This window comes from Actinophytocola sp. NPDC049390 (assembly GCF_044466355.1).
Lineage (GTDB): Bacteria > Actinomycetota > Actinomycetes > Mycobacteriales > Pseudonocardiaceae > Actinophytocola.
The window spans coordinates 194,054-217,791 of sequence record NZ_JBITMQ010000005.1 but is presented as its reverse complement, the minus strand read 5'-3'; the positions used below and the strand labels follow the sequence as shown (position 1 = coordinate 217,791).

22 protein-coding genes and 1 pseudogene are annotated in these 23,738 nt (G+C 70.8%); 17 read left to right on the top strand and 6 right to left on the bottom strand.

Annotated elements, in window-relative coordinates:
* Positions 1-3 precede the first annotated feature (3 nt).
* On the top strand, positions 4-774 hold the full coding sequence (locus tag ACIBVP_RS17390) for a crotonase/enoyl-CoA hydratase family protein (protein ID WP_396107134.1): 771 nt from the start codon (positions 4-6) through the stop codon (positions 772-774).
* Between the two features lie 452 nt (positions 775-1,226).
* On the opposite strand, the gene ACIBVP_RS17385 is transcribed toward ACIBVP_RS17390, so the two are convergent.
* Both ACIBVP_RS17385 and ACIBVP_RS17380 read right to left on the bottom strand, forming a co-directional pair.
* A complete protein-coding gene (locus tag ACIBVP_RS17385) occupies positions 1,227-2,765 on the bottom strand; it encodes an acyl-CoA synthetase (protein WP_396107133.1) in 1,539 nt (512 codons plus the stop codon).
* Between the two features lie 21 nt (positions 2,766-2,786).
* On the bottom strand, positions 2,787-3,827 hold the full coding sequence (locus tag ACIBVP_RS17380; protein WP_396107132.1) for an LLM class F420-dependent oxidoreductase: 1,041 nt from the start codon (positions 3,825-3,827) through the stop codon (positions 2,787-2,789).
* 99 nt (positions 3,828-3,926) lie between these two features.
* Between ACIBVP_RS17380 and ACIBVP_RS17375 the strand changes: the two genes are divergently transcribed.
* From ACIBVP_RS17375 to ACIBVP_RS17345, 7 genes are read left to right on the top strand one after another with little or no spacing between them, the layout of a single operon-like run.
* A complete protein-coding gene (locus ACIBVP_RS17375) occupies positions 3,927-4,253 on the top strand; it encodes a DUF6247 family protein (RefSeq protein WP_396107131.1) in 327 nt (108 codons plus the stop codon).
* A 2-nt stretch (positions 4,254-4,255) separates the two neighbouring features.
* Positions 4,256-4,513, top strand: coding sequence for a type II toxin-antitoxin system RelE/ParE family toxin (locus ACIBVP_RS17370; RefSeq protein WP_396107130.1), 258 nt, complete (start codon positions 4,256-4,258; stop codon positions 4,511-4,513).
* 45 nt (positions 4,514-4,558) lie between these two features.
* Positions 4,559-5,500 (top strand): Zn-ribbon domain-containing OB-fold protein, encoded by a 942-nt coding sequence (locus ACIBVP_RS17365; RefSeq protein WP_396107129.1) that lies wholly within the window; start codon positions 4,559-4,561, stop codon positions 5,498-5,500.
* Positions 5,497-6,504: a thiolase domain-containing protein gene (locus ACIBVP_RS17360; protein ID WP_396107128.1), complete on the top strand. Its 1,008-nt coding sequence runs from the start codon at positions 5,497-5,499 to the stop codon at positions 6,502-6,504. Before ACIBVP_RS17365 ends, ACIBVP_RS17360 begins: the two co-directional genes overlap by 4 nt.
* The gene (locus tag ACIBVP_RS17355) at positions 6,504-7,658 is read left to right on the top strand and encodes a thiolase domain-containing protein (protein ID WP_396107127.1); all 1,155 of its coding nucleotides are present in this window, start codon (positions 6,504-6,506) and stop codon (positions 7,656-7,658) included. The genes ACIBVP_RS17360 and ACIBVP_RS17355 overlap by 1 nt, the downstream gene beginning before the upstream one ends.
* The gene (locus ACIBVP_RS17350) at positions 7,655-8,521 is read left to right on the top strand and encodes a TIGR03619 family F420-dependent LLM class oxidoreductase (protein WP_396107126.1); all 867 of its coding nucleotides are present in this window, start codon (positions 7,655-7,657) and stop codon (positions 8,519-8,521) included. Before ACIBVP_RS17355 ends, ACIBVP_RS17350 begins: the two co-directional genes overlap by 4 nt.
* Positions 8,518-8,955, top strand: a complete 438-nt coding sequence (locus ACIBVP_RS17345; RefSeq protein WP_396107125.1) for a nuclear transport factor 2 family protein — start codon at positions 8,518-8,520, stop codon at positions 8,953-8,955. The genes ACIBVP_RS17350 and ACIBVP_RS17345 overlap by 4 nt, the downstream gene beginning before the upstream one ends.
* Here the strand turns inward: ACIBVP_RS17345 and ACIBVP_RS17340 are convergent.
* Complete coding sequence (locus ACIBVP_RS17340; RefSeq protein ID WP_396107124.1) at positions 8,936-9,316, bottom strand: hypothetical protein; 381 nt, start codon at positions 9,314-9,316, stop codon at positions 8,936-8,938. The two genes, ACIBVP_RS17345 and ACIBVP_RS17340, sit on opposite strands and share 20 nt — an antisense overlap.
* Positions 9,317-9,401: 85 nt before the next feature.
* Complete coding sequence (locus ACIBVP_RS17335; protein WP_396107123.1) at positions 9,402-10,025, bottom strand: NAD(P)-dependent oxidoreductase; 624 nt, start codon at positions 10,023-10,025, stop codon at positions 9,402-9,404.
* 107 nt (positions 10,026-10,132) lie between these two features.
* Between ACIBVP_RS17335 and ACIBVP_RS17330 the strand changes: the two genes are divergently transcribed.
* Positions 10,133-10,561 (top strand): MarR family transcriptional regulator, encoded by a 429-nt coding sequence (locus ACIBVP_RS17330; protein WP_396107122.1) that lies wholly within the window; start codon positions 10,133-10,135, stop codon positions 10,559-10,561.
* A gap of 4 nt (positions 10,562-10,565) precedes the next feature.
* Here ACIBVP_RS17330 and ACIBVP_RS17325 read toward each other — a convergent pair whose 3' ends face one another.
* The gene (locus tag ACIBVP_RS17325; protein WP_396107121.1) at positions 10,566-11,780 is read right to left on the bottom strand and encodes a cytochrome P450; all 1,215 of its coding nucleotides are present in this window, start codon (positions 11,778-11,780) and stop codon (positions 10,566-10,568) included.
* Positions 11,781-11,889: 109 nt separating this feature from the next.
* On the opposite strand from ACIBVP_RS17325, the gene ACIBVP_RS17320 reads away from it, so the two are divergent.
* From ACIBVP_RS17320 to ACIBVP_RS17290, 7 genes are all read left to right on the top strand, one after another.
* Entirely contained in the window at positions 11,890-13,008 is a 1,119-nt protein-coding gene (locus ACIBVP_RS17320) for a steroid 3-ketoacyl-CoA thiolase (RefSeq protein WP_396107120.1), read from the top strand.
* A gap of 1 nt (position 13,009) precedes the next feature.
* Positions 13,010-13,768, top strand: a complete 759-nt coding sequence (locus tag ACIBVP_RS17315) for an enoyl-CoA hydratase family protein (protein ID WP_396107119.1) — start codon at positions 13,010-13,012, stop codon at positions 13,766-13,768.
* Positions 13,740-14,561, top strand: coding sequence for a CoA transferase subunit A (locus tag ACIBVP_RS17310; protein WP_396107372.1), 822 nt, complete (start codon positions 13,740-13,742; stop codon positions 14,559-14,561). The genes ACIBVP_RS17315 and ACIBVP_RS17310 overlap by 29 nt, the downstream gene beginning before the upstream one ends.
* Positions 14,558-15,235 (top strand): CoA-transferase subunit beta, encoded by a 678-nt coding sequence (locus tag ACIBVP_RS17305; protein WP_396107118.1) that lies wholly within the window; start codon positions 14,558-14,560, stop codon positions 15,233-15,235. Before ACIBVP_RS17310 ends, ACIBVP_RS17305 begins: the two co-directional genes overlap by 4 nt.
* On the top strand, positions 15,235-16,278 hold the full coding sequence (locus tag ACIBVP_RS17300; protein ID WP_396107371.1) for an NAD(P)H-dependent flavin oxidoreductase: 1,044 nt from the start codon (positions 15,235-15,237) through the stop codon (positions 16,276-16,278). Before ACIBVP_RS17305 ends, ACIBVP_RS17300 begins: the two co-directional genes overlap by 1 nt.
* Positions 16,279-16,468: 190 nt before the next feature.
* Positions 16,469-18,469 carry an RNA ligase family protein gene (locus tag ACIBVP_RS17295; protein ID WP_396107117.1) on the top strand — a complete coding sequence of 667 codons (2,001 nt, stop codon included), beginning with the start codon at positions 16,469-16,471 and terminating at the stop codon, positions 18,467-18,469.
* Positions 18,469-21,018, top strand: coding sequence for a poly(A) polymerase (locus ACIBVP_RS17290; RefSeq protein ID WP_396107116.1), 2,550 nt, complete (start codon positions 18,469-18,471; stop codon positions 21,016-21,018). The genes ACIBVP_RS17295 and ACIBVP_RS17290 overlap by 1 nt, the downstream gene beginning before the upstream one ends.
* Before the next feature lie 7 nt (positions 21,019-21,025).
* Here ACIBVP_RS17290 and ACIBVP_RS17285 read toward each other — a convergent pair whose 3' ends face one another.
* A complete protein-coding gene (locus tag ACIBVP_RS17285; RefSeq protein ID WP_396107115.1) occupies positions 21,026-22,393 on the bottom strand; it encodes a wax ester/triacylglycerol synthase family O-acyltransferase in 1,368 nt (455 codons plus the stop codon).
* On the opposite strand from ACIBVP_RS17285, the pseudogene ACIBVP_RS17280 reads away from it, so the two are divergent.
* Positions 22,386-23,557, top strand: a pseudogene (locus ACIBVP_RS17280) (glycosyltransferase). The gene ACIBVP_RS17285 and the pseudogene ACIBVP_RS17280 sit on opposite strands and share 8 nt — an antisense overlap.
* The last annotated feature ends 181 nt before the right edge of the window (positions 23,558-23,738 follow it).

Here is a 23,738-nt window from a genome sequence, read left to right as displayed (position 1 = left end):
TTCATGGCGGACTGCCTCGTCGAACAGGACGAGCACGTACTGGTCGTGACGATGAACCGCCCGGCCGCCCGGAACGCGCTCTCCGGCGAGATGCTGAAGATCATGCGTGAGGCGTGGGACCGCGTCGACGAGGACCCGGCCGTGCGTGCCTGCGTGCTGACGGGCGCGGGCGGCGCGTTCTGCGCGGGCGCCGACCTGAAGGCGATGACCGCCAACCACCCGAGCGAGAGCCAGTTCGACGCGGCGGTGATCGAGCCGCTGCTGAAGGGCCGGCGGCTGACCAAACCGCTGATCGCGGCCGTCGAGGGCCCGGCGATCGCGGGAGGCACCGAGATACTGCAGGCCGCGGACATCCGCGTGGCCGGGGAGAGCGCTCGCTTCGGGGTGTCCGAGCCGCGCTGGGGTCTCTACCCGCTCGGCGGTTCGGCGGTGCGCCTCCCGAGGCAGCTCCCGTACACGGTTGCGGCGGAGCTGCTCCTGACCGGCAGGCACATCCGCGCGGCGGAGGCGCTGCGGATCGGCCTGATCGGCCACGTCGTCCCGGACGGCGAAGCACTGCCGAAGGCCATGGAGATCGCACGGGCGATCGCCGCGAACGGCCCGGTGGCCGTGCAGGCGATCCTCCGCACGATCCGCGAGACCGAAGGCATGCACGAGAACGAGGCATTCCGACTCGACGCGGAGGTCGGCCTCGGAGTCTTCGCGAGCGCGGACGCGAAGGAAGGCCCGAAGGCGTTCACGGAGAAGCGCCCGCCGAGGTTCCAGGGCAAGTAAGGCGGCCTCCGGCCCCGGATTCCAGCGTACCCACGCCCCCCGACATTTTCGGCGGCCACGGCAACGCCTGTGGACAACCATCTCCGGCCAACCTGGCGGGGCCATCCGCGCCAAGTACGGCGACCACTGCCACCGCGGGTGAACACCTCCGCCGCCTCCGGCCCCCAAGATCCAGCGTAGCGACCCACACCGACAGTTCCGGCAGCCGCGACAACATGCTGTGTACAACCGATCTCGGGCCGATCTCCGCGCTGCCGCGGCCAGGGCAGCCTCCGGCCCCCGGAATCCAGCGTAACGACCCACACCGACAATCTCGGTGCGCTGCGCTCCTCCGCGGCGTGGTTGTCCACAGCCGCGGGAGTTGTCCACAGATTCGCGTGATCCGCCCGCGCGCGGCCGTCACTGTCGGTGCCCTGCCGTACGCTGGCAACCGGGGGCCGGAGGCCGAGCCCTCAGATCGCGCGTTCGCGGTTCGCCCAGTACGGGTCCCGCAGCTTTCGCTTGTACAGCTTGCCGTTCGGGTCGCGCGGCAGCTCTTCCGCGTAGTCGACGGACTTCGGCAGCTTGAACTTCGCCAGGCGCTCCGCTGCGAACGCCAGCAACTCCTCCGTCAGCTCCGGTTCCGCCGTCACCCCGTCCGCGGGTTGCACGACCGCCTTGATCTCCTCGCCCCAGTCGTCGTTCGGGACGCCGAAGACCGCGACGTCGGCCACCTTCGGGTGCACGGAGAGCGCGTTCTCGATCTCCGCCGGATAGATGTTCACGCCGCCGGAGATGATCATGTCGGCCTTGCGGTCGCACAGGTACAGGTACCCGTCCTGGTCGAGGTAGCCGATGTCCCCCAGCGTGAACAGGTTGCCCACCCGCGCCGCGCGTGTCTTGGCCTCGTCCTTGTGGTACTCGAACGTGGAGTCACCCATCCGCATGTACACCAGCCCCGGCGTCCCCGCCGGCACCGGCTCCCCGTCGTCGTCGAGCACCGCCACGACCGACCCCGGCCACGCCTTGCCGACCGACCCCGGCTTCCGCAGCCACTCCTCCGCCGAGATCGCCGTGCCACCACCTTCGGTGGCCGCGTAGTACTCGGTCACCACCGGGCCCCACCAGTCGAGCATCCGCCGCTTCACCTCCGGCGGACACGGCGCCGCGCCGTGGATCATGCACCGCAACGACGAGACGTCGTAGCGTGACCGGACCTCCTCGGGCAGGTCCAGCAACCGGTGGAACTGCGTCGGCACCATGTGGCTGTGCGTGACGCGGTACTTGTCGATGAGCCGCAGCATCTCCGCCGGGCGCCAGCGGTCCATCAGCACCGCCGTGTGTCCTAACTGGATGGAGTTGGCGACGAAGTTCAGCACCGCCGTGTGGTACAGCGGCGAGCCGCAGATGTGCACGTGCCCGTCGAACGGGCCGAGCCCGAAGATCCCGAAGAACCACGACGCGGCGGGCGGCACGACGTCGGGATCGGCACCGGTCAACGGCCTCCGCACGCCCTTCGGCCTGCCGGTCGTGCCCGACGTGTACAGCATCGGCGACCCTGCCGTACGCACGTCAGGTCGCCCCGTCTCACCCGCGCCGAGCGTCGGCAACGGCGCGAAGCCCGGCACGTCACCGACCGCGAAGCCGCTGACCCCGGTTCGTGCCCGGGCGTCCGCTGCCGTCTCGGCGAACCGCTCGTGCGCGACGAACGCCTTGGCACCGCTGTCCTCGATGAGGTAGGCGACCTCGGCGCCGACCAGGTGCCAGTTCGCCATCACGACGTACAACCCGGTCTGGAACGCTCCGAAGTAGACGGACGCGAGGTCGATCCCGTTGGGCAGCAACAGAACCACACTGTCGCCCGGCGCGAGTCCCATGGCCTGGAAGCCGCGGCCGTAGCGGTCGGCCGCCGCGGCCAGCTCGGCGTACGTAGCCTGACGGCCGTCAGGCTCGACGACCGCGGTCAGGTCAGGCTGCTCACGGGCGATGTTCCACAGTCCGGTCGAGGCCACCACGCCAATCTAGAACGTGTTTCAATTCTCGGCAAGAACCGCCGCCACCGAGCGCACCTGCGCGGCGTCCTGACAACCCACCACCAACATGGTCACGCCGCGATCGGCCCACTGCTTGACCTGCGCGCGGACCTGCTCCGCCGTGCCGATGATCGCGGTCTCCGCCACCAGCTCGTCCGGCACCGCGGCGGCGGCCTCCGCCTTGCGGCCCGCACGGAACAGCGCCGTCACCTCGTCGACGACCTCGCCGTAACCCATCCGCCGGAAGAGGTCGGCGTGGAAGTTCTTGCTCTCGGCACCCATGCCGCCCGCGTAGAGCGCGATCACCGGCCGGTGCCGGTCGTAGGCCGCGGCGGGGTCGTCGGTGACCGTGATGACCGCGTTCGCCGCGACCTCGAAGTCGGCCCGCGACCGTCGCGCGCCGGGCCGGGCGAAGCCCTCGTCCAACCAGGCGTTGTACTGGTCGGCGAGCTTCTCCGAGTAGTACACGGCCAGCCAGCCGTCGGCGATCTCGGCGGCCAGCGCGACGTTCTTCGGCCCCTCCGCCCCCAGCCAGATGGGCAGGTCGACACGGAGTGGATGGGTGATCGGCCGCAGGGGCTTGCCCAGCCCGTCCGCGCCCGGGCCCGCGTAGGGCAGCGGGTAGTGCGGCCCGTCGCTGGTGACGGGCGCCTCCCTGGCGAGGACCTTGCGCACGATGTCGACGTACTCGCGCGTGCGGGAGAGCGGTTTCCCGAAGGGCGCGCCGTACCAGCCCTCCACGACCTGCGGTCCGGACACCCCCAGCCCGAGGATGGCCCGCCCACCGGACAGGTGGTCGAGGGTCAGTGCCGCCATCGCCGCCGCGGTCGGGGTGCGCGCCGACAGCTGCGCGACGGCCGTCCCGAGCCGCACGTTCCGCGTCGCCGACCCCCACCAGGCGAGCGGCGTGAACACGTCCGATCCCCAGGACTCGGCCGTGAACACGGCGTCGTACCCGGCCTCGTCCGCGGCGACGACCATCTCCGCGGCATTGGGCGGCATACCCGCACCCCAGTACCCGAGCTGCAGTCCAAGTTTCATAGCGTGATCGTAGAACGAGTTCTCACCCGATCAATGTCGCAGATAGACCACTCGTTCGATACGAGGACGATTACACCCACGTCGGCTATCGTTTGTGCCATGTCAGCCGAACCCGTCGAGCCCCCCAGGCCGAGGACGTTCACAGACGCCACACCGCGGGAGATTCGCAGCGCCCTGATCCCTGAGGAACAGCGCGATTTCGACACCTCGTGGCGAGCCGCCCTGACCGAGGCGGCCGAGACAATGGATCTCGGCGAGGTGTTTCGCACACTCGACAACTGGCGCACCCACGCAATACTCACCGACCAACTCGGCCACCGCGGCTACCGCGAATGGCTGGCAAGCCTCGAGCGGCGCACCCACACCGGTGAGCAACCAGCCGGGAGCATGCCGTGGACCGAACTCAAAGCGGAACTCGGCCTCTGAGCGTGACTTACAAGATCGACATCGATCCCTCGGCAAGGGATCAGATCAGAGTATTGCCCGCCGTCTTACTGAAGGCATTCACCGAGGTGGTGACCATGCTCGAACTAACCCCCTGGAACGGTCCGCCCTATGTCAGGACCAAGCCCACAGGCAACATCCGGCAGCTCACCTTCGGCGACGTCGGGTCGGCCATAGTCGTCTACATGATCCTCGAGGAACAACGGCGGGTGGACGTGCTCAAGGTGATCTGGGTGGGCTGACGTCGAACCCTTGCCGCCGAAAATAGAACGTGTTTCACTCTGGGGGTGACCCAGGCACCGCTGTCCGCACCGCTCGACATCGGGTTCGACTACACCCGGTCACTGGGACCGACGCTCAGCCGGTTCGTCACCGGACTCGCGCAGCGGCGGATCCTCGGCGCACGCGGTGACGACGGTCGTGTCCACGTACCGCCGCCCGAGTACGACCCCGTCACCGGGAGAGCGCTCTCCGAACTGGTCGAGGTGGCACACACCGGCACCGTCACGTCGTGGTGCCGCCAGCCGGAACCCCTTGCCGGGCAACCGCTCTCCCACCCGTTCACGTGGGCGTTCATCACGCTCGACGGAGCCGACACGCCGATGCTCCACGCCGTCGACGCCGACGACGTGCACACCGGCATGCGGGTCAGAGCCCGCTGGGCGGACACCGGCGGCGACGGTGTGCGCGACATCGTCTGCTTCGGTCCCGAGGACAGCGAACCGGTGCTCGGACCACGCGAGGCCGACGACCTCACCATGCTCACCACGCCCATCAACCTGAGCTACCGGCATTCCGCGTCCCCGGAGGAAAGCCGCTACCTGCGGGGGCTGGCGGAGGGCAAGCTGCTCGGACAGCGCTGCCCGGCCTGCCGCAAGGTCTACATCCCGCCGCGCGGTGCCTGCCCGACCGACGGCGTGCCGACCGAGGAGGAGATCGAGCTCCCCGACCGCGGCATCGTCACCACGTTCTGCATCGTGAACGTCCCGTTCCTCGGGCAGCGGATCACCCCGCCGTACGTCGCCGCGTACATCCTCCTGGACGGCGCGGACATCGCGTTCCTGCACCTCGTGCTCGGGTGTGCCGCCGACGAGGTGCGCATGGGCATGCGAGTCGAAGCGGCGTGGAAACCGCGTTCCGAGTGGGGAACGACGCTGGAGAACATCGACCACTTCCGGCCCACCGGTGAACCGGACGCGCCGTACGACTCGTTTGCGGGGCACCTGTGAGCGGGGTGAGCGTCGTCTCCTTCGCGCAGGCGCCGCACGTGCGCGAGACACACGGGACCACCAACGGCGTCGAGATGCTCGTGCCCATCTTCACAGAGGCGCTCGACAACGTCGGGCTGTCGAAGAAGGACATCGGGTTCTGGTGCTCCGGGTCGTCGGACTACCTCGCCGGGAGAGCGTTCTCCTTCATCGCCGCGGTCGATGCCATCGGCGCGTTCCCGCCGATCCACGAGTCGCACGTCGAAGCGGACGCGGCCTGGGCACTGTACGAGGCGTGGGTGAAGATCCGCATCGGCGAGGTCGACACCGCGCTCGTGTACGGCTTCGGCAAGTCGTCCGCCGGGCAGCTGCGCCGCGTGCTCGCCATGCAGCTCGACCCGTACACCGTCGGTCCACTGTGGCCGGACGCGGTGAGCATCGCCGGGCTGCAGGCCAGGTACGGGCTGGACGCCGGGCTGTGGACCGAACACGACATGGCGCGGGTCGCGGCACGCTGTCGCGGCGGCACGGCGGACGAGCTGCTGCGGCGGCCGTACTTCGCCGATCCGCTGCGCAGGCACGACTGCGCGCCGGTCACCGACGGCGCGGCGGTCGTGATCCTCGCTCGCGACGACCGCGCCCGCGACCTGACCGAGCGGCCGGCGCGGATCGTGAGCATCCAGCACCGCGTCGAGACCCCGCACCTCGGCGCCCGCGACCTCACCACGTCACCGTCCACGGTGGCCGCCGCGAAGGCCGCCGGCGCGGACGGGATAACGCTCGCCGAGCTGCACACCCCGTTCAGCCATCAGGAGATCCTGCTGCGGCAGGCGCTCGGGCTCGGCGACGAGGTCGTGGTCAACCCCTCGGGCGGACCGCTGGCGGGCAACCCCATGTTCGCCGCCGGACTTGCCCGGATCGGCGAGGCGGCGATGCGGGTCCGGCCGGGAGAGCGCTCTCTCGCGCACGCGACCAGCGGACCCGCGCTCCAGCAGAACCTCGTGTGCGTACTGGAGGCCGACTGATGGGCAAACGACGCGCCGCGGTCCTGGGCGTCGGCCAGACCCACCACCGCAGCAAGCGACTCGACGTGACGATGGCCGGGCTGTGCCGGGAAGCGATCGACCGCGCGCTCGACGACGCGGACCTGACGTTCGACGACATCGACGCGGTCGTGCTCGGCAAGGCGCCGGACCTGTTCGAGGGCGTCATGATGCCGGAGCTGATGCTGGCCGACGCGATCGGCGCGACCGGGAAGCCGTTGCTGCGCGTGCACACCGCCGGGTCCGTCGGGGGTTCGACGGCGAACGTCGCGGCGAGCCTGGTGCAGGGCGGCGAGCATTCGCGGGTGCTGGCGGTGGCGTTCGAGAAGCAGTCCGAGTCCAACGCGATGTGGGCGTTGTCGATCTCGGTGCCGTTCCACATGCCGGTCGGCGCGGGCGCGGGTGGCTACTTCGCGCCGCACGTCCGCTCGTACATCCGCCGGTCCGGCGCGCCACGGCACATCGGCGCGCTCGTCGCGGTGAAGGACCGGCGCAACGGCGCGAAGAACCAGTACGCCCACCTGCGCCAGTCGGACATCACACTCGAGTCGGTACAGGCGTCGGCGATGCTGTGGGACCCGATCCGCTACGACGAGACGTGCCCGTCGTCGGACGGCGCGTGCGCGATCGTGCTCGGTGACGAGTCAGCCGCGCGGGGCCGCACGGCCGCGTGGATCCACGCCACGGCGATGCGGACCGAGCCGACCACGTTCGCCGGGCGCGACCAGGTCAACCCGAGAGCGGGCCGGGACGCGGCCGCGGCGCTGTGGCGGGAGGCGGGCATCGACGACCCGCTGTCGCAAGTGGACGCCGCGGAGATCTACGTGCCGTTCTCGTGGTTCGAGCCGATGTGGCTGGAGAACCTCGGGTTCACCGAGGAGGGCCAGGGCTGGAAGCTCACCGAGGCGGGCGAGACTGAGCTGGGTGGGCGGTTGCCCGTCAACCCGTCAGGTGGCGTGCTGTCGTCGAATCCCATTGGCGCGTCGGGGATGCTGCGGTTCGGCGAGGCGGCGATGCAGGTCATGGGCCGCGCGGGCGAGCACCAGGTGGACGGCGCGCGGATCGCGCTCGGCCACGCGTACGGCGGCGGTTCGCAGTACTTCTCGATGTGGGTCGTGGGAGCTGACAAACCATGAAGTTCACGGTCGGTGTCGCGTTGAGCCCGCTGGACCAACTGCCCGAGCTGGCGAGGACCGCGGAGGAGTGCGGCTACAGCTCGATCGCGTTGCCGGACTCGCTGTTCTTCTCCGAGGAGGTGTCGGCGTCCTACCCGTACACCGCGGACGGCAGCCGGTTCTGGCACGAGGAGACGCCGTGGGTGGACCCGTTCGTCGCGGCCGCCGCGATGGGCGCGGTGACGTCCCGGATCCGTTTCTACACCCAGGTACTGAAGCTCAACCCGCGCAACCCCGTACTGCTGGCGAGGCAGATCGGGTCGGTCGCGGTGATGACCGGCAACCGGTTCGGGCTCGGGGTCGGGCTGGGCTGGTCGCCCGAGGAGTCCCAGTGGTGCGGCGGGCACTTCGACCACCGCGGCGCTCGAGCCGACGAGGCCATCGACGTGATCAAGCTGATCCTCGGCGGCGGCATGGTGTCGTACGCGGGGAAGTACTACGAGTTCGGCAAGCTGCGCATGTCGCCGGCGCCGAGCGAGCCGGTGCCGGTGTACGTCGGCGGGCACACCGAGGCCGCGCTGCGCCGCGCGGCCCGCGTCGGCGACGGCTGGACCTCGGCGATGATCAAGTTCGACGACCTGCGGGACGTGATCGGCCGGCTGGGCACGTTGCGCGCCGAGTTCGATCGGACCGGTCCGTTCGAGATCCAGGCCGTGTGTGTCGACCGGTTCGGGCTCGACGGCTACCGGCGACAGGCGGAGATCGGGGTGACGGACGCGATCGTCGTGCCGTGGGTGTTCTACGGCGTCGGCCTCGACGGTCCGCTGCAGGCCAAGAAGGACGGGATGAAGCGGTTCGCCGACGAGATCATGGGGCAGCTGTGACAGCGGTTACCTGGAGCGGCCCGGAGACCGACCACCCGGCCCGCACCGCGTCGCGCCGGTCGATGGACGCGGTCTCCCGCGGCGCCAAGGACGAGTGGCTCGCGCTGTTCGCCGACGACGCGGTCGTGGAGGACCCGGTCGGCGTGTCGATGTTCGACGCGACAGGCGAGGGGCACCGCGGCCGGACGGCGATCGCCGCGTTCTGGGACCTGACGATCGGTAACGCGGAACGCATCGAGTTCGAGATCCGCGACTCGTTCGCGGCGGGCGACGAGGTCGCGAACGTCGGCACGATCTCCTCGTACCTGCCGGGCGGCCACCGGGTGGATGCCGAGGGCGTGTTCGTGTACCGGGTGAACGACGAGGGGCAGATCGTGTCGCTCCGCGCCTTCTGGGAGACCGAACGCGCGATGGCTACCCTGCGTCAGGTTTGAGCTGGACGCCGTGCTCCGCGCAGGCCTTCACCACGTCGTCCTGCGCGAAGTCGGTGCGGACCAGGAAGTCCGCGAGGCCCTCGTCCTCGCTGAACACGGTCATGGCGAAGTAGGCGGAGTCGAACGCGCGGCGCAGTTCCTCGTTGGGCGCACCGGCCCTGACACGTGTCAGCTCGTCCAAAGTAGACCTGGCGACGGTGGTGAACTCGGCCGGTGCGGCCGCGTAGTCTCCGGCGGCGGTGTAGAGCTTGCCGACCGCGGCGCCGTAGTCGTCACAGAAGTGCTGGGCCGGGTTGGCGCCCGCGCACGCCGTGAGCAGGCCGCCCAGCAGGACGGCGACGGTGGCGAGGCGACGGGACACGTGCCCAGCGTGCCCGCGGGGGCGGGCCGCGCTCTGCCTCGGCCGGACGGCAGAACGGGCAGGGGCGGGCGCCCGAAGGGGCGGCTCAGCGGGCGACGCCCACGACGGTGTCGTAGGCACGCTTGTCGGTGAGGAGCGCGAGCATGAGGTGTGCGACATCGGCGCGGGAGACGAACCTGGCGCGTGTCAGGTTGCCCCCGATGGAGATCCGGTACTCACCGCGCGGCTTGTCGGTGAGCCGTGGCGGGCGCACGACGGTCCACGTGAGACCGCTCGCCGCGATGTCCTCCTCCATCACCTCGAGGTCGGCGTAGTTGGCGGCGAAGACCCGGCTGACGATCGGGTGCAGCACGCGCCGGTCGAGGAACGCGTCCCCCGGCGGCCGAGGTCCGACGGGCCCGGCGGACACGGCCTCGAACCGCGGCACGCCCGCCCCGGTCAGCGCGGCGATGATGTGCTTCGTGACGCCGGAGGCGACGGCCCCGTCCGCGCGGGTGCGCGGCCCGACCGCGGAGAGCGCCGCGTCGCACCCGGCGACCGCGGCCTGTAGCCGGTCGACGTCGGCGAAGTCGGGCACGACCGCGACCTGCGCGTCACCCGCCTCGAACTCCCGCCGCCCGACAGCGGTGACGGCGTGTCCCTCATCGAGTGCCTGACGGACGAGTTGGCGACCGATCCCGCCGGTCGCCCCGAAAACCGTGAGCTTCACCGCTCACCTCCGCTATATTTCAGTACGCACCACGTACGATATGGGAACCGTAATATATGTCGAACGTACCACAGGATCCACGAGCCCGCCGCAGGCTCACGAACTCCGTGAAGCACTCCGTGCGCGGCATGCGCAGCGAGCTGGCGCTGCTCAACCGCCGGATCAGCGCCCGCCTCGAGCTGCGGGACGGTGACCTGGACTGCCTGGAGCTGGTCGCGCGGCTGGGCCCGGTCGGCCCGTCCGCACTGGCTCGCGCGGCGGGTCTCCACCCGGCGACGATGACCGGCGTGCTGGACCGCCTGGAGAAGGGCGGTTGGCTCACCAGGGACCGCGACCCGAACGACCGCCGCGGCGTGGTGCTGCGGATGCGGCCCGAACGGGTCGGCGAGGTGTTCGCGCTGTACAGCGGCATGAACGCGGCCCTGGACGAGATCTGCGCGGCCTACACGGACGAGGAACTGTCCGTCATCGCGGACTTCCTGGACCGGACGGGCGCCGCGGGCCACGCGGCGACCAGCGACCTCGACGAGGGTTAGCGCCTCACGCGTACGTGACCTGCAGCTCCTTGATGCCGTTCAGCCATCCCGACCGCAGCCGCCGCGGCGGGTCGACCTGCCTGATGTTCGGCATGTGGTCGGCGATCGCGTTGAAGATCAGGTCGATCTCCAGCTTCGCCAGGTTCGCGCCGACGCAGTAGTGCGCACCGGTGCCACCGAAGCCCAGGTGCGGGTTGGGGTCGCGCAGGATGTCGAAGCGCTCCGGGCTCTCGAACACGTCGGAGTCGAAGTTGGCCGAGCTGTAGAACATGCCGACCCGGTCGCCCTTCCTGATCGGCACGCCGCCCAGCTCGGTGTCGGCCATCGCCGTGCGCTGGAACGACATCACCGGGGTCGAGTAGCGCACGATCTCGTCCGCCGTCGTCGCGGGGCGGTCGGACTTGTACAGCTCCCACTGGTCCGGGTTGTTCAGGAACGCGTGCATGCCGTGGGAAATCGCGTTCCGGGTGGTCTCGTTGCCCGCCACCGCCAGCAGCAGGACGAAGAACCCGAACTCGTCCGATCCCAGTGCCTCGCCGTCGATGTCGGCGTTCACCAGGGTCGTGGCGATGTCGTTCATCGGGCACTTCTTGCGTTCCTCGGACATCGCCCACGCGTAACCCAGCAGCTCCGCCGACGCGGCCTCGGGGTTGATCGAGTACTCGGGGTCGTCGTAGGCCACCATCTGGTTGGACCAGTCGAAGACCTTGTGCCGGTCGTCCTGCGGGATGCCCAGGAGCTCCGCGATGGCCTGTAGTGGCAGCTCGCACGCCACCTGCGTCACGAAGTCACCGCCGCCGCGAGCACAGGCCTCGGTGACGATGCGCTCGGCGCGCTCGGAGAGCGCTTCCCGAAGGCGGTTCACCGCTTTCGGTGTGAAGCCGCGGGACACGATGCCGCGGACCTTGGAGTGCTGCGGCGGGTCGATGTTCAGCATGATCAACCGCTGGGCTTCGATCTTCTCGCGGGTCATGTCCGGGTTGAAGCGGATGATCGCGGTGTTCTCGGCGGACGAGAAGACCTCGCTGTTCCGGGAGACCTCCTTGACCTCGGCGTACCGGCTCACCACCCAGTACCCGTCGTCACCGAAGCCCGCGAGGTTGTGCGGCTGGGCGTTCCACCACACGGGCGCGGTGCGGCGCAGCTCGGCGAACTCCTGAACCGGGATCCGGTGCTCGTACAGGTCGGGGTCGGTGAAGTCGAAGCCGTCCGGGATCACCACTGCCTCCCGCAGATATGGAACACGTTCTAGTCGATTGAAGCACACGGGGAGAAGACAACCAAGCGCCTGCTTGCTTCGATAGGTAACGCGTTCTAGTTTGGGCTCCATGGGAAATCCGGTGATCGTGGCGGCCGTGCGCACCCCCATCGGCAAGCGCGGCGGCGACCTGTCCGACAGGCATGCCGCCGACCTGCTCGGCGTCGCCCAGCGTGCGGTGATCGACCGCGCGGGTGTCGACCCAGTGCTGGTCGAGCAGGTGTTCGGCGGCTGCGTCACGCAGGCGGGCGAGCAGTCCAACAACGTCACCCGCACCGCGTGGCTCTACGCCGGACTGCCTTACCAGACCGGCTGCCTGACGCTCGACAGCCAGTGCGGATCGGCCCAGCAGGCCATGCACCTGGTCGCCGCGCAGATCGCGGCGGGCGCCATCGACGTCGGCATCGCGTGCGGCGTCGAGGCGATGAGCCGCGTGCCGCTGCGGTCGAACGTCGGCGTGGACGTGGGCATGCCGCGACCTGACGACTGGTCGGTGGACCTGCCCAACCAGTTCGGTGCGGCCGAGCGCATCGCGGCCCGGAGGGGACTGTCCCGCGAAGACCTGGACCGCTGTGGAGCGCTCTCCCAGCAGAAGGCGCGCAAGGCGTGGGACGCCGGGCACTTCGACCGCGAGGTCGTGCCGGTCGGCGACGTCACGCGGGACCAGGGCCTGCGGGAGACCAGCATGGAAGCGCTCGCCAAGCTCAAGCCGGTGCTCGACGAGGGCCTGCACACCGCCGGGTCGTCCTCCCAGATCTCCGACGGTGCGGCCGCCGTGCTGCTGATGGACGAACGGAGAGCGCTCTCCCTGGGCATCACCCCGCGGGCGCGGATCGTCACGCAGTGCCTGGTCGGCACCGATCCGTACTACCACCTGGACGGGCCGGTCGACGCCACCGAACGCCTGCTCGGCCGCAGCGGCATGAAGATCGGCGACCTCGACCTGTTCGAGGTGAACGAGGCGTTCGCGTCGGTCGTGTTGTCGTGGCAGTCCGTGCACGAGCCGGACCCGGACCTCGTGAACGTCAACGGCGGCGCGATCGCGCTCGGGCACCCGGTCGGCAGCACCGGCGCCCGGCTGGTCACGACCGCGCTGCACGAACTGGAACGCCGGGGCGCCGCCACCGCGCTCATCACGATGTGTGCTGGTGGAGCGCTCTCCACGGGCACGATCATCGAGCGGGTCTGACATGGGTGTCACGGTCTCCACCGCCGAGCCGGGGGTCGTCGTCGTGACGATCGACCACCCGCCGGTGAACGCTCTCCCGGTCGCGGGCTGGTTCGCGCTCGCGGACGCGGTGACCGCGGCGGGGCGCGACCCAGCGACGCACGTCGTCGTGCTGCGGGCCGCCGGTCGGGGCTTCTGCGCGGGCGTGGACATCAAGGAGATCCTGCGCGACGGCCACGAGGCACTGGTCGGCGCGAACCACGGCTGCCACGCGGCGTTCGGCGCGGTTTACGACTGTCAGGTACCGGTGATCGCCGCCGTGCGCGGGTTCTGCCTGGGCGGTGGCGTGGGGCTGGTCGGCAACGCGGACGTGGTGGTGGCCGCGGACGACGCGACGTTCGGGCTGCCCGAAGTGGACAGAGGTGCGCTCGGCGCGGCCACCCACCTGGCGCGGCTGGTGCCGCAGCACCTGATGCGTGCGATGTACTACACGGCGTCGACCGTGACGGCCGCGCAGCTGCACCACTTCGGGTCGGTGTACCGGGTGGTGCCCCCGGGTCAGTTGGACGGCGCCGCGCTCGAGGTGGCGAAGCAGATCGCGGCGAAGGACCCGCGCGTGATCCGCGCGGCGAAGCGGTCGATCAACGGGATCGACCCGCAGGACGTGCACCGCAGCTACCGGTACGAGCAGGGGTTCACGTTCGAGCTGAACCTGACGGGTGCGGCGGACGAGGTTCGGGATCGGGGGTGGGCTGGTGGACAAGCGGATGACCGCCGATGAGGTGGTGTCCACGCTGTCGGACGGAATGACCATCGGGATCGGCGGCTGGGGGTCCCGGCGCAAGCCGATGGCGCTGGTGCGGGCCATCCTGCGGTCGTCCCTGACCAACCTGACGGTCGTCAGCTACGGCGGCCCCGACCTGGGGCTGCTGTGCGCGGCGGGAAAGGTCCGGAAAGCGGTCTACGGGTTCGTGTCGCTGGACTCGATCCCCTACGACCCCCATTTCCGCAGGGTCCGCGAGTCCGGTGCCATCGAGGTGCGGGAGTTCGACGAGGGCATGCTCCAGGCCGGGCTGCGCGCGGCGGCGCACCGGTTGCCGTTCCTGCCGATCCGCGCCGGACTGGGCTCGGACGTGCTGACGCTGGACCCGTCGCTGAAGACCGTGCGGTCACCGTACGAGGACGGCGAGGAGTTCGTCGCGATGCCCGCCCTGCACCTCGACGTGGCGCTCGTGCACCTCAACCGGGCAGACCGCCGGGGCAACGCCCGCTACCTCGGGCCGGACCCGTACTTCGACGACCTGTTCTGCCTGGCGGCTAAGAAGCGCTACGTGTCGTGTGAGTCCATTGTGGAGGACATCGGCACGGACGGGCCGCCGCAGACGTTGTTGCTCAACAGGATGATGGTCGACGGTGTGGTGGCAACACCACACGGCGCGCACTTCACGAGCTGTGCGCCCGACTACGGCCGGGACGAGAAGTTCCAGGAGATCTACGCCGCCACCGAGTGGGAGTCCTTCGTGGACCGTTACCTGTCCGGCGATGAGGCCGCCTACCAGAAGGCGGTCGCATGAACCGCATGGACGTCTGCGTGGTCGCGTGCGCCGAACTGTTCCGCGGTGACGGCGAGATCCTCGCGAGCCCGATGGGGCCGGTCCCGTCGCTGGGTGCGCGGCTCGCGCGGCGGACGTTCGAACCCGACCTCGTGCTGTCCGACGGCGAGGCCACATTGCTGACCACCGACGGGAAGCCCGAGGGCTGGCTGCCGTACCGGGCCGTGTTCGACGTGGTCGCGCACGGGCGGCGGCACGTGGTGATGGGCGCGAACCAGATCGACCGGTACGGCAACCAGAACATCTCGTGCATCGGCCCGCACCAAGCTCCCAAGCGTCAGCTACTGGGTGTGCGCGGCGCGCCGGGCAACACGGTCAACCACCGCACGAGTTACTGGGTGCCGAAGCACTCGCCGCGGGTGTTCGTGCCGGCCGTCGACGTCGTGTCCGGTGTGGGTTACGACCGGGACGGCGGGCCGTTCCACGACGTGTACCGGGTCGTGACGAACCTGTGCGTGCTCGACTTCGGCGGCCCGGACCACGCGATGCGCGTCGTGTCGCTCCATCCCGGCGTGACCGCCGACGAGGTGATCGAGCAGACCGGGTTCCCGTTGGTGGTCGACGACCCGCCGGTGACCCGCGAACCGACGGCCGAGGAGCTGGCGATCATCCGCGAACTGAATCCGGCCTGGTGATGGACACCGCGCTGACCAAGCTGACAGGTGTCAGGTACCCGGTGGTGCAGACCGGGATGGGCTGGGTAGCGGGTCCCCGGCTCGTGTCGGCGGTCGCGAACGCGGGCGGGCTCGGCATCCTGGCGTCGGCGACGATGACGTTCGACGAACTGCGTGCCGCGATCGCGGAGGTCAGGGAGCGGACCGGACAGCCGTTCGGTGTGAACCTGCGAGCGGACGCGGCCGACGCGGCGGACCGGGTGCGCCTGATGATCGAGGCCGGGGTGAAGGTGGCGTCGTTCGCGCTGGCCCCGTCGCAGGAGCTGATCGGGACGTTGAAGGACGCCGGCGTGGTGGTGATCCCGTCGGTGGGTGCCGTGCGGCACGCGCAGAAGGTGGCCGCGTGGGGCGCGGACGCGGTGGTGGTGCAGGGCGCCGAGGGCGGTGGGCACACCGGTCAGGTGGCGACGACGATCCTGTTGCCGTCCGTCGTGGACGCGGTGGACATCCCGGTGATCGCGGCGGGCGGCTTCTACGACGGCCGCGGGCTGGCGGCGGCGCTCGCGTACGGCGCGGCCGGGGTCGCGATGGGCACGCGTTTCCTGCTGACCGAGGAGAGCACGGTGCCGAGGGCGGTCAAGGAGGCGTACCTGACGCGCGGTCTGTCCGACACGGTCGTGACGACGAAGGTCGACGGGGTGCCGCACCGCGTGCTGCGCACGGAACTGGTGGCGGGGCTGGAGAAGGCGAACCGCGCGACCGCGCTGCTGCGCGCGGTCCGCAACGCGAACCGCTTTCGCAGGCTGACGGGTCTGTCGTGGCCGTCGGTGGTGCGGGAGGGCCTGACGATGCGGCGGAACCGCCGCCTGACGTGGTCGCAGCTGGTGATGGCGGCCAACACTCCGATGCTGTTGCGCGAGGGCCTGGTGAAGGGCAACACGGACGCGGGGGTGCTGGCGTCGGGCCAAGTCGTGGGCGCGCTGACCGACCTGCCGACGTGTGCGGAACTGATCACCCGGATCGTCGCCGATGCCGAGGCCGTCATCGCCCACCTGCCACGTTAATCACTGGCCCGCGGGGCCACCCCGCTCTACCGTGATCATCGCAAAACGCCCGGTGCCCAAACCCCACCCGATCCCGGGGGCCACCCGCCTTGCCAGTCTACCAGTGGGTACCGACAGGACCAGGGTTGTCGATCTTGGCTGTGGACAACCGGGTGGGCTGTGGACAACCGGCCTGCGGGAGGAGCGGATCATGCGGGTGCACTACCCCCGTACGCCGCACCTGCCGTGGTCGCCAGGGGCTTCTGCCGACGACGTCCGCGTCGCGGACCTGTCCGGACTCGTCGGCCGGGAGGTCGTGGTCACCGAGAAGCTCGACGGTGAGAACACCACGCTTTACCGCGACGGCCTGCACGCACGATCGCTCGACTCGGGGCACCACCCGTCGCGGGCGTGGGTGAAGGCGTTGCAGGGGCTCGTGGGCGCGTCGATCCCGCCCGGCCGGCGCGTGTGCGGGGAGAACATGTACGCGCGGCACTCACTGTCCTATGAGGATTTGTCAAGCTGGTTCTACGCGTTCTCCGTCTGGGACGGCGAGCGGTGCCTCGGCTGGGACGACACCGTCGACGTCACGCGACGGCTCGGCGTGCCGGAGCCGCCGGTGTTGTGGCGCGGGGCGTTCGACGAACGTGCACTGCGAGCGCTCCGACTCGACCTCACGCGGCAGGAAGGCTACGTCGTGCGCACGACCTCGGGGTTCACCCGCGCCGACTTCGCCCGCCACGTCGCCAAATGGGTCCGGCGCGGACACGTCCAGACCGACACGCACTGGATGCACGCACCGGTCGTCGTGAACGGACGCGGGGCCGACGCCGCGCTCTGGGACGTGCGAGCGGGTTTCCCGGTCGACGCACCCGCCGTACTGGCCGCAGTCGGCATGTCCGCCGACGATGCGACCGGCGACGCGGTCGGCAGCACACGTGGCGGCGCAGGCGACGGCGCGATCGGCAGCGCCTGCGGCACCAGCGGCACCGCAGGAAGCGATGCAGGCGGCGCGGTCGGCGACATACGTGGCGGCGCGGGCGACGGCTCGCTCGGCGGAGCAAGCAGCACATCAGACAGCGGAGGCAGCACCGCGAACAGCGCAGGCAGCGAAGATGCAGGCGGCGGCGCGGCCAGCGGGACCACTGGCGGCGGGATCGGCAGCGCAAGCGACGGAGGCGGCGGCACGGCCAGCGGCACCACTGGCGGCGGGATCGGCAGCGCAAGCGACGGAGGCGGCGGCCCGATCGGCACAGCAGGCGCCATCAACAGGGCGGGCGGCGGTGCGATCGGCGACGTCGTCGCGCGTATCGGGCGCACTGGCGACGCTCGGCTCGTCGGGGTGCTCGCGGCGCTCCTGCTCGACCGGCCGCGGTCCTGGCTGATGCCGCGGCTCGTCCGGCCGCTCGGGATGCCTGACGCTCGTCAGGTTGCCGACCTCGTCGGGTTAGCTCCCTTGCTGCGCAAGGACTTTCCGGACAACGAGCGCCGCGCCGGGCTCACGCGGATGGCCGTCGCCGTCGATCTGGGTGTGTTGCACGCGATCGCGGGTGACTCCGCCAACGTCGAGTGGTCGGCGCTGGTCGCCGAGGAGGCCGGGTTGCTCGGCGAGGACCCGCTGCGGCCGTTGCGGGAGGCGTTGCCGTACGAGGACGTCGACGTGCGTGACCGGTGCTGGGCCGAGGCTCGGAGAGCGCTCTCCGACGGTCGGTTGCACACCCCTGCCGAGGCGGAGGCGGTGACCTGGCGGTGGCGGTCGGGCGACTTCCCGCACCTCATCGTCATGGTGGGTCCCGCGGGCAGCGGCAAGAGCACCTTTGTGTCCACTTTGGACGTCGACGAGGTGGTGTCGCTCGACGACCTCCGGGCCGAGCAGGGCGCGACCGCGGCTGTGCTGCACGACGGGCTCGATCGGCTGGACAAGGCGCTCGCCCGCGGCGGCACCGTCGTGTGGGACGCCACCGCGCTCAACCGGCACCAGCGGTCGACCGTGGCGAAGGTGGCGGCGGGCCGGGACGCGCTGGTCACGCACGCCGTACTGGTCGTCGCCGAGGAGGTGGCGGCCCGGCGGAACGCGGCGCGCAGGCACCCCGTGCCCGCCGACGTGCTCGCCGCGCAGTTCCGGCGGTTCAGCCCGCCGTACCCCGGAGAGGCGCACCGCACCTGGTACATCGGCGCGGGCGGCACCATCGACGACGTGGTGGTGGGCTGATGCGTACGAGCGAGGAGATCTACCACCGCGTCCGCTGGGACCCGCGCTTCGACCCGGCGCGGTTCACGCTCGGGATCCTCGTGCGGGGCGCGCCGCCGAAGCGCGTGGCGCTGCCCGCGTTCGTACCGGGCGGCGACATCCCCTGGCACCGCGTGCTGTTCGTGGAAGCGGACGGCGAGGTCGTGTGGGACCGGGCCGCGGGCGTGGACCGCATCGACGACACCGCGGCGGGCCGGGTCCAGGAGCCGCGGCGGCTGCGGGCACCGTTCTTCTCGGCGCGGTCGCCGATCGGGCGCGACGCGGTCGAGCCGGGCGTCTCGCTGCGGGTGCTGACGTGGAACACGTTGTGGGACCGGTACGACAGCGACCTGATCGACACCGCGCGCCGCAGGCCGCTGCTGCTCGACGCGCTCACGCGGGCGGACGCGGACGTGATCGCCTTGCAGGAGGTCGAACCGGCGCTGCTCGCGATGCTGCTCGAACTGCCCGGCTACACGCTCTCCGGCGGCGAGGACATCGAGGCAGACGGCTTGCTGCTGCTCAGCAGGCTGCCGGTGATCGAGGCGGGGCACCACGCGCTCAGCGCGCGCAAGGGTGTCGCTGCGGTCGTGGTGCGGAGCGCGAACGGTCCGGTCGCGGTACTGAACACGCACCTGACGAGCGATCACCACCCCGAAGGCACGCGTCGCCGGGTCAGTGAGGTGGCGCGCCTTGCCGAAGGGCTCGCGGACATCGACTGTCCGGTGGTCTTGCTCGGCGACTTCAACGGGGCCACCCTCGACGGGCTCGGCCTGGCTGACACGTGGCAGGTTGTGCACGGCACCGAGACGCCGACGTTCGACCCCACCACCAATCCCCTCGCCGCGGTGTCGTCGTTGACCGGACGAGCGGGCCGGTTGGACCGGGTGTTGGTACGCGGGGCGCGGCCGGCGGCGGCGGAGTTGCTGGGCACGGCCGCGCCGTTCGTGTCCGACCACTACGGCGTCGCGGTGGACCTGGACACGACGCCGGCCGGGGCACCGGTCGACGTGCTGGACGTGGCGACAACGGTGCGGACGGCAGTGGCGTGGCTGCCGCCCTCATGGCCTTCTGTCGACGCGATGCGTGCGGCGCACGACCCCGCCGCGTCGCGGTGGCCGCCGCACGTGAACCTCTTGTACGGGTTCGTGCCGGAGTTCCTGTTCGAGGACGCCGTGCCGTTGCTGTCGGCGGCCGCGACCGCGGTGACGCCGTTCTCGGTGCGGTTCGACGAGGTGCGCACGTTCGAGCACGGCACCGTGTACCTGAGCCCCGCCGACCCAGCGCCCTGGACGGCGCTGCGGGAGGCGTTGGTCTCCCGGTTTCCCCAGGCCGCCGGGCGGTTCACGCCGCACCTGACAGTCGGTAGGTACCTGGACGCCGCGACCGGGTTGCCGCCGTTGTCGGCGTCCGTCGGCTCCCTGGTGGTGCTGTCGCGGCGGGGCGACGAGCCGATGCGACCGCGGTTGACGGTCGAGCTGGGCACGGGTTCGGTGCGGTGGCACACCTCGCCGGCACCGTCCGCGGCGCCTGCCGAGCCGGTGTCAGGTCCGGAACTGGACGGTGTCGTGCACGTGGTGGGTTCGCGTCGGATGGGGTGCGCGCGAACCGGCGCGGACCTCGACCTGGTCGCGGTCGTGCCTGATCCGGAGCGTGTCACGGTGCCCGGCGCCGCACGGGTCGTCGGTGCGCGGGTGCCGGGTTTGCGGTTCGAGCGGGACGGCGTCCGAGTGGACCTGACGCTTGTCAGGTCCGATGGCGTGCCACCCGAGGAGGCGGTGGCACGGCGCGGCGAGTTGGAGCCCGCCGCCGCGGTCGCGTTGAGCGCGGTCAGCGACGCCGAGGCCGTACTGGCGGCCGTGGGTGACCGGCACGCGGAGTTCGCGTCGCTGGTCAGGCACGTCAAGGCCTGGGCCGCGGCGAGAGGGCTCGACTCGGCGCCGCACGGCGGGTTGCCGGGGATCGCGTGGGCCGTACTGGCGGCGCGGACGGTGCGGTCCGGGGCTGACGACCTGGTGGCGGAGTTCTTCGGCGGCTGGGCGGCGTGGGACTGGCAGGAACCGGTGACATTGCTCGGCGATCCGGCGCAGGCTTGCGGTGCCATCACGATCATGACGCCGACGGAGCCGGTGCGGTCGTGCACCGAGCAGGTCGGGCCCGGCATGCGGGACCTGCTGACAGCGGAGCTGTACACGTCGTGGGAAACCGCGATCTCGGGCGGCGATCCGCTGCCCGCTCTGGCACCCCATCGCAGGCACGCCGCCTGGGCGGTGGTCACCGTGCCGGACGCGGAGGTCGGCCGGACACGCGGGCGGATGCGCGCGTTGCTGACCGAGCTGGAAGCAGCGGGTGTCGAGGACGCCCATGCGTGGCCGCGACCGTTCGACCTGACACCTGTCAGGTACGCGATCGGCCTGGGCCGGGCACCGCTGACGGCGGCCGAGCTGTCCACTGTGGCCGATCCGTGGTGCCCGCCCGGTGTGACCGTCGAGTGGGTCGACGGCGGGCAGGTCCCGACTCTGCCCTGCTAGAGCCCGCTCAGATCGCCTTCTCCAGCTCCTCCAGGGACTCGTCCAGCAGACCGAGCAGTCGCTGCAGGTGGGGCACGGTGCGACGGCACCCGGTCAGGCCGAACTCGAGGCTGCCCGCGTAGCTCGTGACCGTGATGTTGAGAGCCTGACCCTCGTAAGGTATCGACAGCGGGTACACGCCCTGCATGCGCGCGCCGTTCCAGTAGAGCGGCTTGCGCGGGCCGGGCACGTTGGAGATCAGCACGTTGAACGCGGGCGGCGTGATCCTGATCATCCCCGGGATCGTGCCGACCGCGAGCGGGATCAGCGGCAGTGCCGACAGCGCGGTGATCTGCAGCCTGCTCATCCCGTGGTACACCTGCTTGCCCTTGAGCATCGACTCGTGGATGGTCGTCAGGCGCTCGAGCGGCTCCGACAGGTTCGTCGCGAGGTCGCACAGGATGAGGCCGATCGCGTTGCCGCCCGCGGAGGAATCCGCGCGGAGCGACATCGGGATCGCCGCCACCAGCGGCTTTTCCGGCAGCGCGCCGAGATCGAGCATGTACCGCCGCAGCGCGCCGGAGCACATCGCCAGCATGACGTCGTTCATGGTGGCGCCCGCGGCCTTGCCGACCGCCTTGATCCGGTCGAGCGGCCAGCCCTGCGCCGCGAAGCGGCGGGCGCCGGTGATCGGGACGTTGAACATGGTCCTCGGGGCCTGGAACGACAGCGTCGCCGACTGTTCGCGGAACGCCTCGTTGACGAGTTTCACCGTCGCCGCGCCGAACCCGCGGATCTCCTTGGCGAACTCGGCGACCGCGCGCACCGGGTCGAACACCGCGTCCTCGTCGCGCCGGGGCGAGTTGAACACGTCCGTCCGCACCCGTGGTGACCACGGCGGCCGGACCATCATGTCCGACGGGTCCTCCGAGAGCGACTTCTGCAGGAACCGCAGTGCCGACACCCCGTCGAGTAGCGCGTGGTGCGCCTTTGTGTAGGTCGCGAAACGGTTGCCCTGCAAGCCTTCCATCACCGTGAACTCCCAGAGGGGACGGTGCCGGTCGAGCAGGTAGCCGTGCAGCCGGGACGTCAGTTCGAGCAGCTCGCGGACCCGGCCCGGGCGGGGCAGGCCGGACAGCCGCACGTGGTACTCGAGGTCGAGCTGGTCGTCGTCGGTCCACGCGAACTGGCCGACGCTGCCGACCGGGCCGCGCGGGCGGCGGCGGAACAGCGGGCGCACGTCCACAAGCGACAGCAGCTGCCGGTGGAAATCGCTGACGTAGTCGGGGCCCGCGCCGTCGGGCAACTCGAACAGCTGCAGCCCGCCGACGTGCATCGGGTGCTCGCGAGATTCGGCGAGCAGGAACATCGAGTCCGTCACCGGCATTATGGCCATCGGGGAAACCTCCTGCCGAAACCCTAGGGGGAAACGAATGCGTCTTCTACTGGCCACCACCGCCAATGCCGGGCATTTCGGACCGATGGTGCCGTTCGCCGAGGCGTGCCGAACCGCCGGGCACGAGGTGCTGATGGCGGCGCCCGTGTCGTTCGCGGACGCGGTGGAGCAGGCGGGCTTCCGGCACTGGCCGTGCCCGGACGTCGACCCGGACGAACGGGCCGCGTTCATGGCCCGGTTCATGGCCGCGCCGCCGGAGGAGCGGAACGAGGTGACGATGGTCGTGGGCGGCGAGATGGCTGCCCGGTCGATCCTGCCGGGGATGCTGTCGGCGATCGACGAGTGGCGGCCGGACGTGGTGCTGCGGGAGATCGGCGAGCTGGGGTCCACGCTCGCGGCCGAGGTGCGCGGGGTGCCGCAGGTGCAGGTGCTGGTCGGGCTCGCGAAGTTCCTCGGTTTCACTGCCGGGTTGGGCGCGCGGGCGCTCGTCGGGCTGCGTGCGTCGCTCGGGCTCCCGGCGGACGAGGACGGCGGGTTCATCCACAACCTGACAGCTGTCAGCTTGCTACCGGAGTCGTTCGAGGAGCCGGGTGGGCCGCGGGTGCACCGGTTCCGACCGCCGGTACCCGCACCGGTGTCGGACTGGAGCGGTGATCAGCCGCTGGTGTACGCGACGTTCGGGACGGTCGCGGCCCGGGTCCCGTTCGCGGGCGACGCGTTCCGCACGGTGGTCGACGCGGTGGCGGACCTGCCGGTGCGGGTGCTCGCGACGGTCGGGAACGAGGGGGTGACCGACGGGTTCCCGCCGAACGTGCGGGTGGAGCGGTGGGTGCCGCAGCACGACGTGCTGGCGTCGGCGGCGGCGATGGTGTGCCACGGCGGGACGGGGACGGTGCTCGGCGGGCTCACCGCGGGGTGCCGATGGTCGTGGTGCCGCAGTTCGCGGACCAGCCGGACAACGCGGCGCGCGTGTCGGCGACCGGCGTCGGGCTCGCGGTGGGCGGCGGCGAGGAACGGCCGGCCACGGTGGACGAGGTTCGGGCGGCGGTCTCGGAGGTGCTTCGCACGCCGTCGTACCGGGCCGCGGCGATGAAGGTTCGGGAGGAGGTCGCACGGCTGCCGCCGGTGGCGGACGCGGTCGGGTTGATCGCGGGGCTCGCGTGAGGGGTCGGCCTCCGGCCCCCGGGTTCCAGCCTCTCACGGAGTACCGACAGTTCTGGTGCTGGTGACGGGGGTTGTCCACAGGTTCGCGGAGGCGCTGGGCGAGGCTTGGCCTCCGGCCCCGGTTCCAGGTTCTCACGGGGCACCGACAATTTCGGCGCGGGCGGAGGGGGTTGTCCACAGG

What these genes read in the sequence shown, in the direction of transcription:
- ACIBVP_RS17285 (WP_396107115.1), bottom strand. Translation starts at nt 22,393, where the DNA reads ATGGCCATAATGCCGGTGACGGACTCGATGTTCCTGCTCGCCGAATCT.
- ACIBVP_RS17355 (WP_396107127.1), top strand. Translation starts at nt 6,504, where the DNA reads ATGGGCAAACGACGCGCCGCGGTCCTGGGCGTCGGCCAGACCCACCAC.
- ACIBVP_RS17290 (WP_396107116.1), top strand. Translation starts at nt 18,469, where the DNA reads ATGCGTACGAGCGAGGAGATCTACCACCGCGTCCGCTGGGACCCGCGC.
- ACIBVP_RS17390 (WP_396107134.1), top strand. Translation starts at nt 4, where the DNA reads ATGGCGGACTGCCTCGTCGAACAGGACGAGCACGTACTGGTCGTGACG.
- ACIBVP_RS17315 (WP_396107119.1), top strand. Translation starts at nt 13,010, where the DNA reads ATGGGTGTCACGGTCTCCACCGCCGAGCCGGGGGTCGTCGTCGTGACG.
- ACIBVP_RS17375 (WP_396107131.1), top strand. Translation starts at nt 3,927, where the DNA reads ATGTCAGCCGAACCCGTCGAGCCCCCCAGGCCGAGGACGTTCACAGAC.
- ACIBVP_RS17320 (WP_396107120.1), top strand. Translation starts at nt 11,890, where the DNA reads ATGGGAAATCCGGTGATCGTGGCGGCCGTGCGCACCCCCATCGGCAAG.
- ACIBVP_RS17350 (WP_396107126.1), top strand. Translation starts at nt 7,655, where the DNA reads ATGAAGTTCACGGTCGGTGTCGCGTTGAGCCCGCTGGACCAACTGCCC.
- ACIBVP_RS17300 (WP_396107371.1), top strand. Translation starts at nt 15,235, where the DNA reads ATGGACACCGCGCTGACCAAGCTGACAGGTGTCAGGTACCCGGTGGTG.
- ACIBVP_RS17295 (WP_396107117.1), top strand. Translation starts at nt 16,469, where the DNA reads ATGCGGGTGCACTACCCCCGTACGCCGCACCTGCCGTGGTCGCCAGGG.
- ACIBVP_RS17305 (WP_396107118.1), top strand. Translation starts at nt 14,558, where the DNA reads ATGAACCGCATGGACGTCTGCGTGGTCGCGTGCGCCGAACTGTTCCGC.
- ACIBVP_RS17380 (WP_396107132.1), bottom strand. Translation starts at nt 3,827, where the DNA reads ATGAAACTTGGACTGCAGCTCGGGTACTGGGGTGCGGGTATGCCGCCC.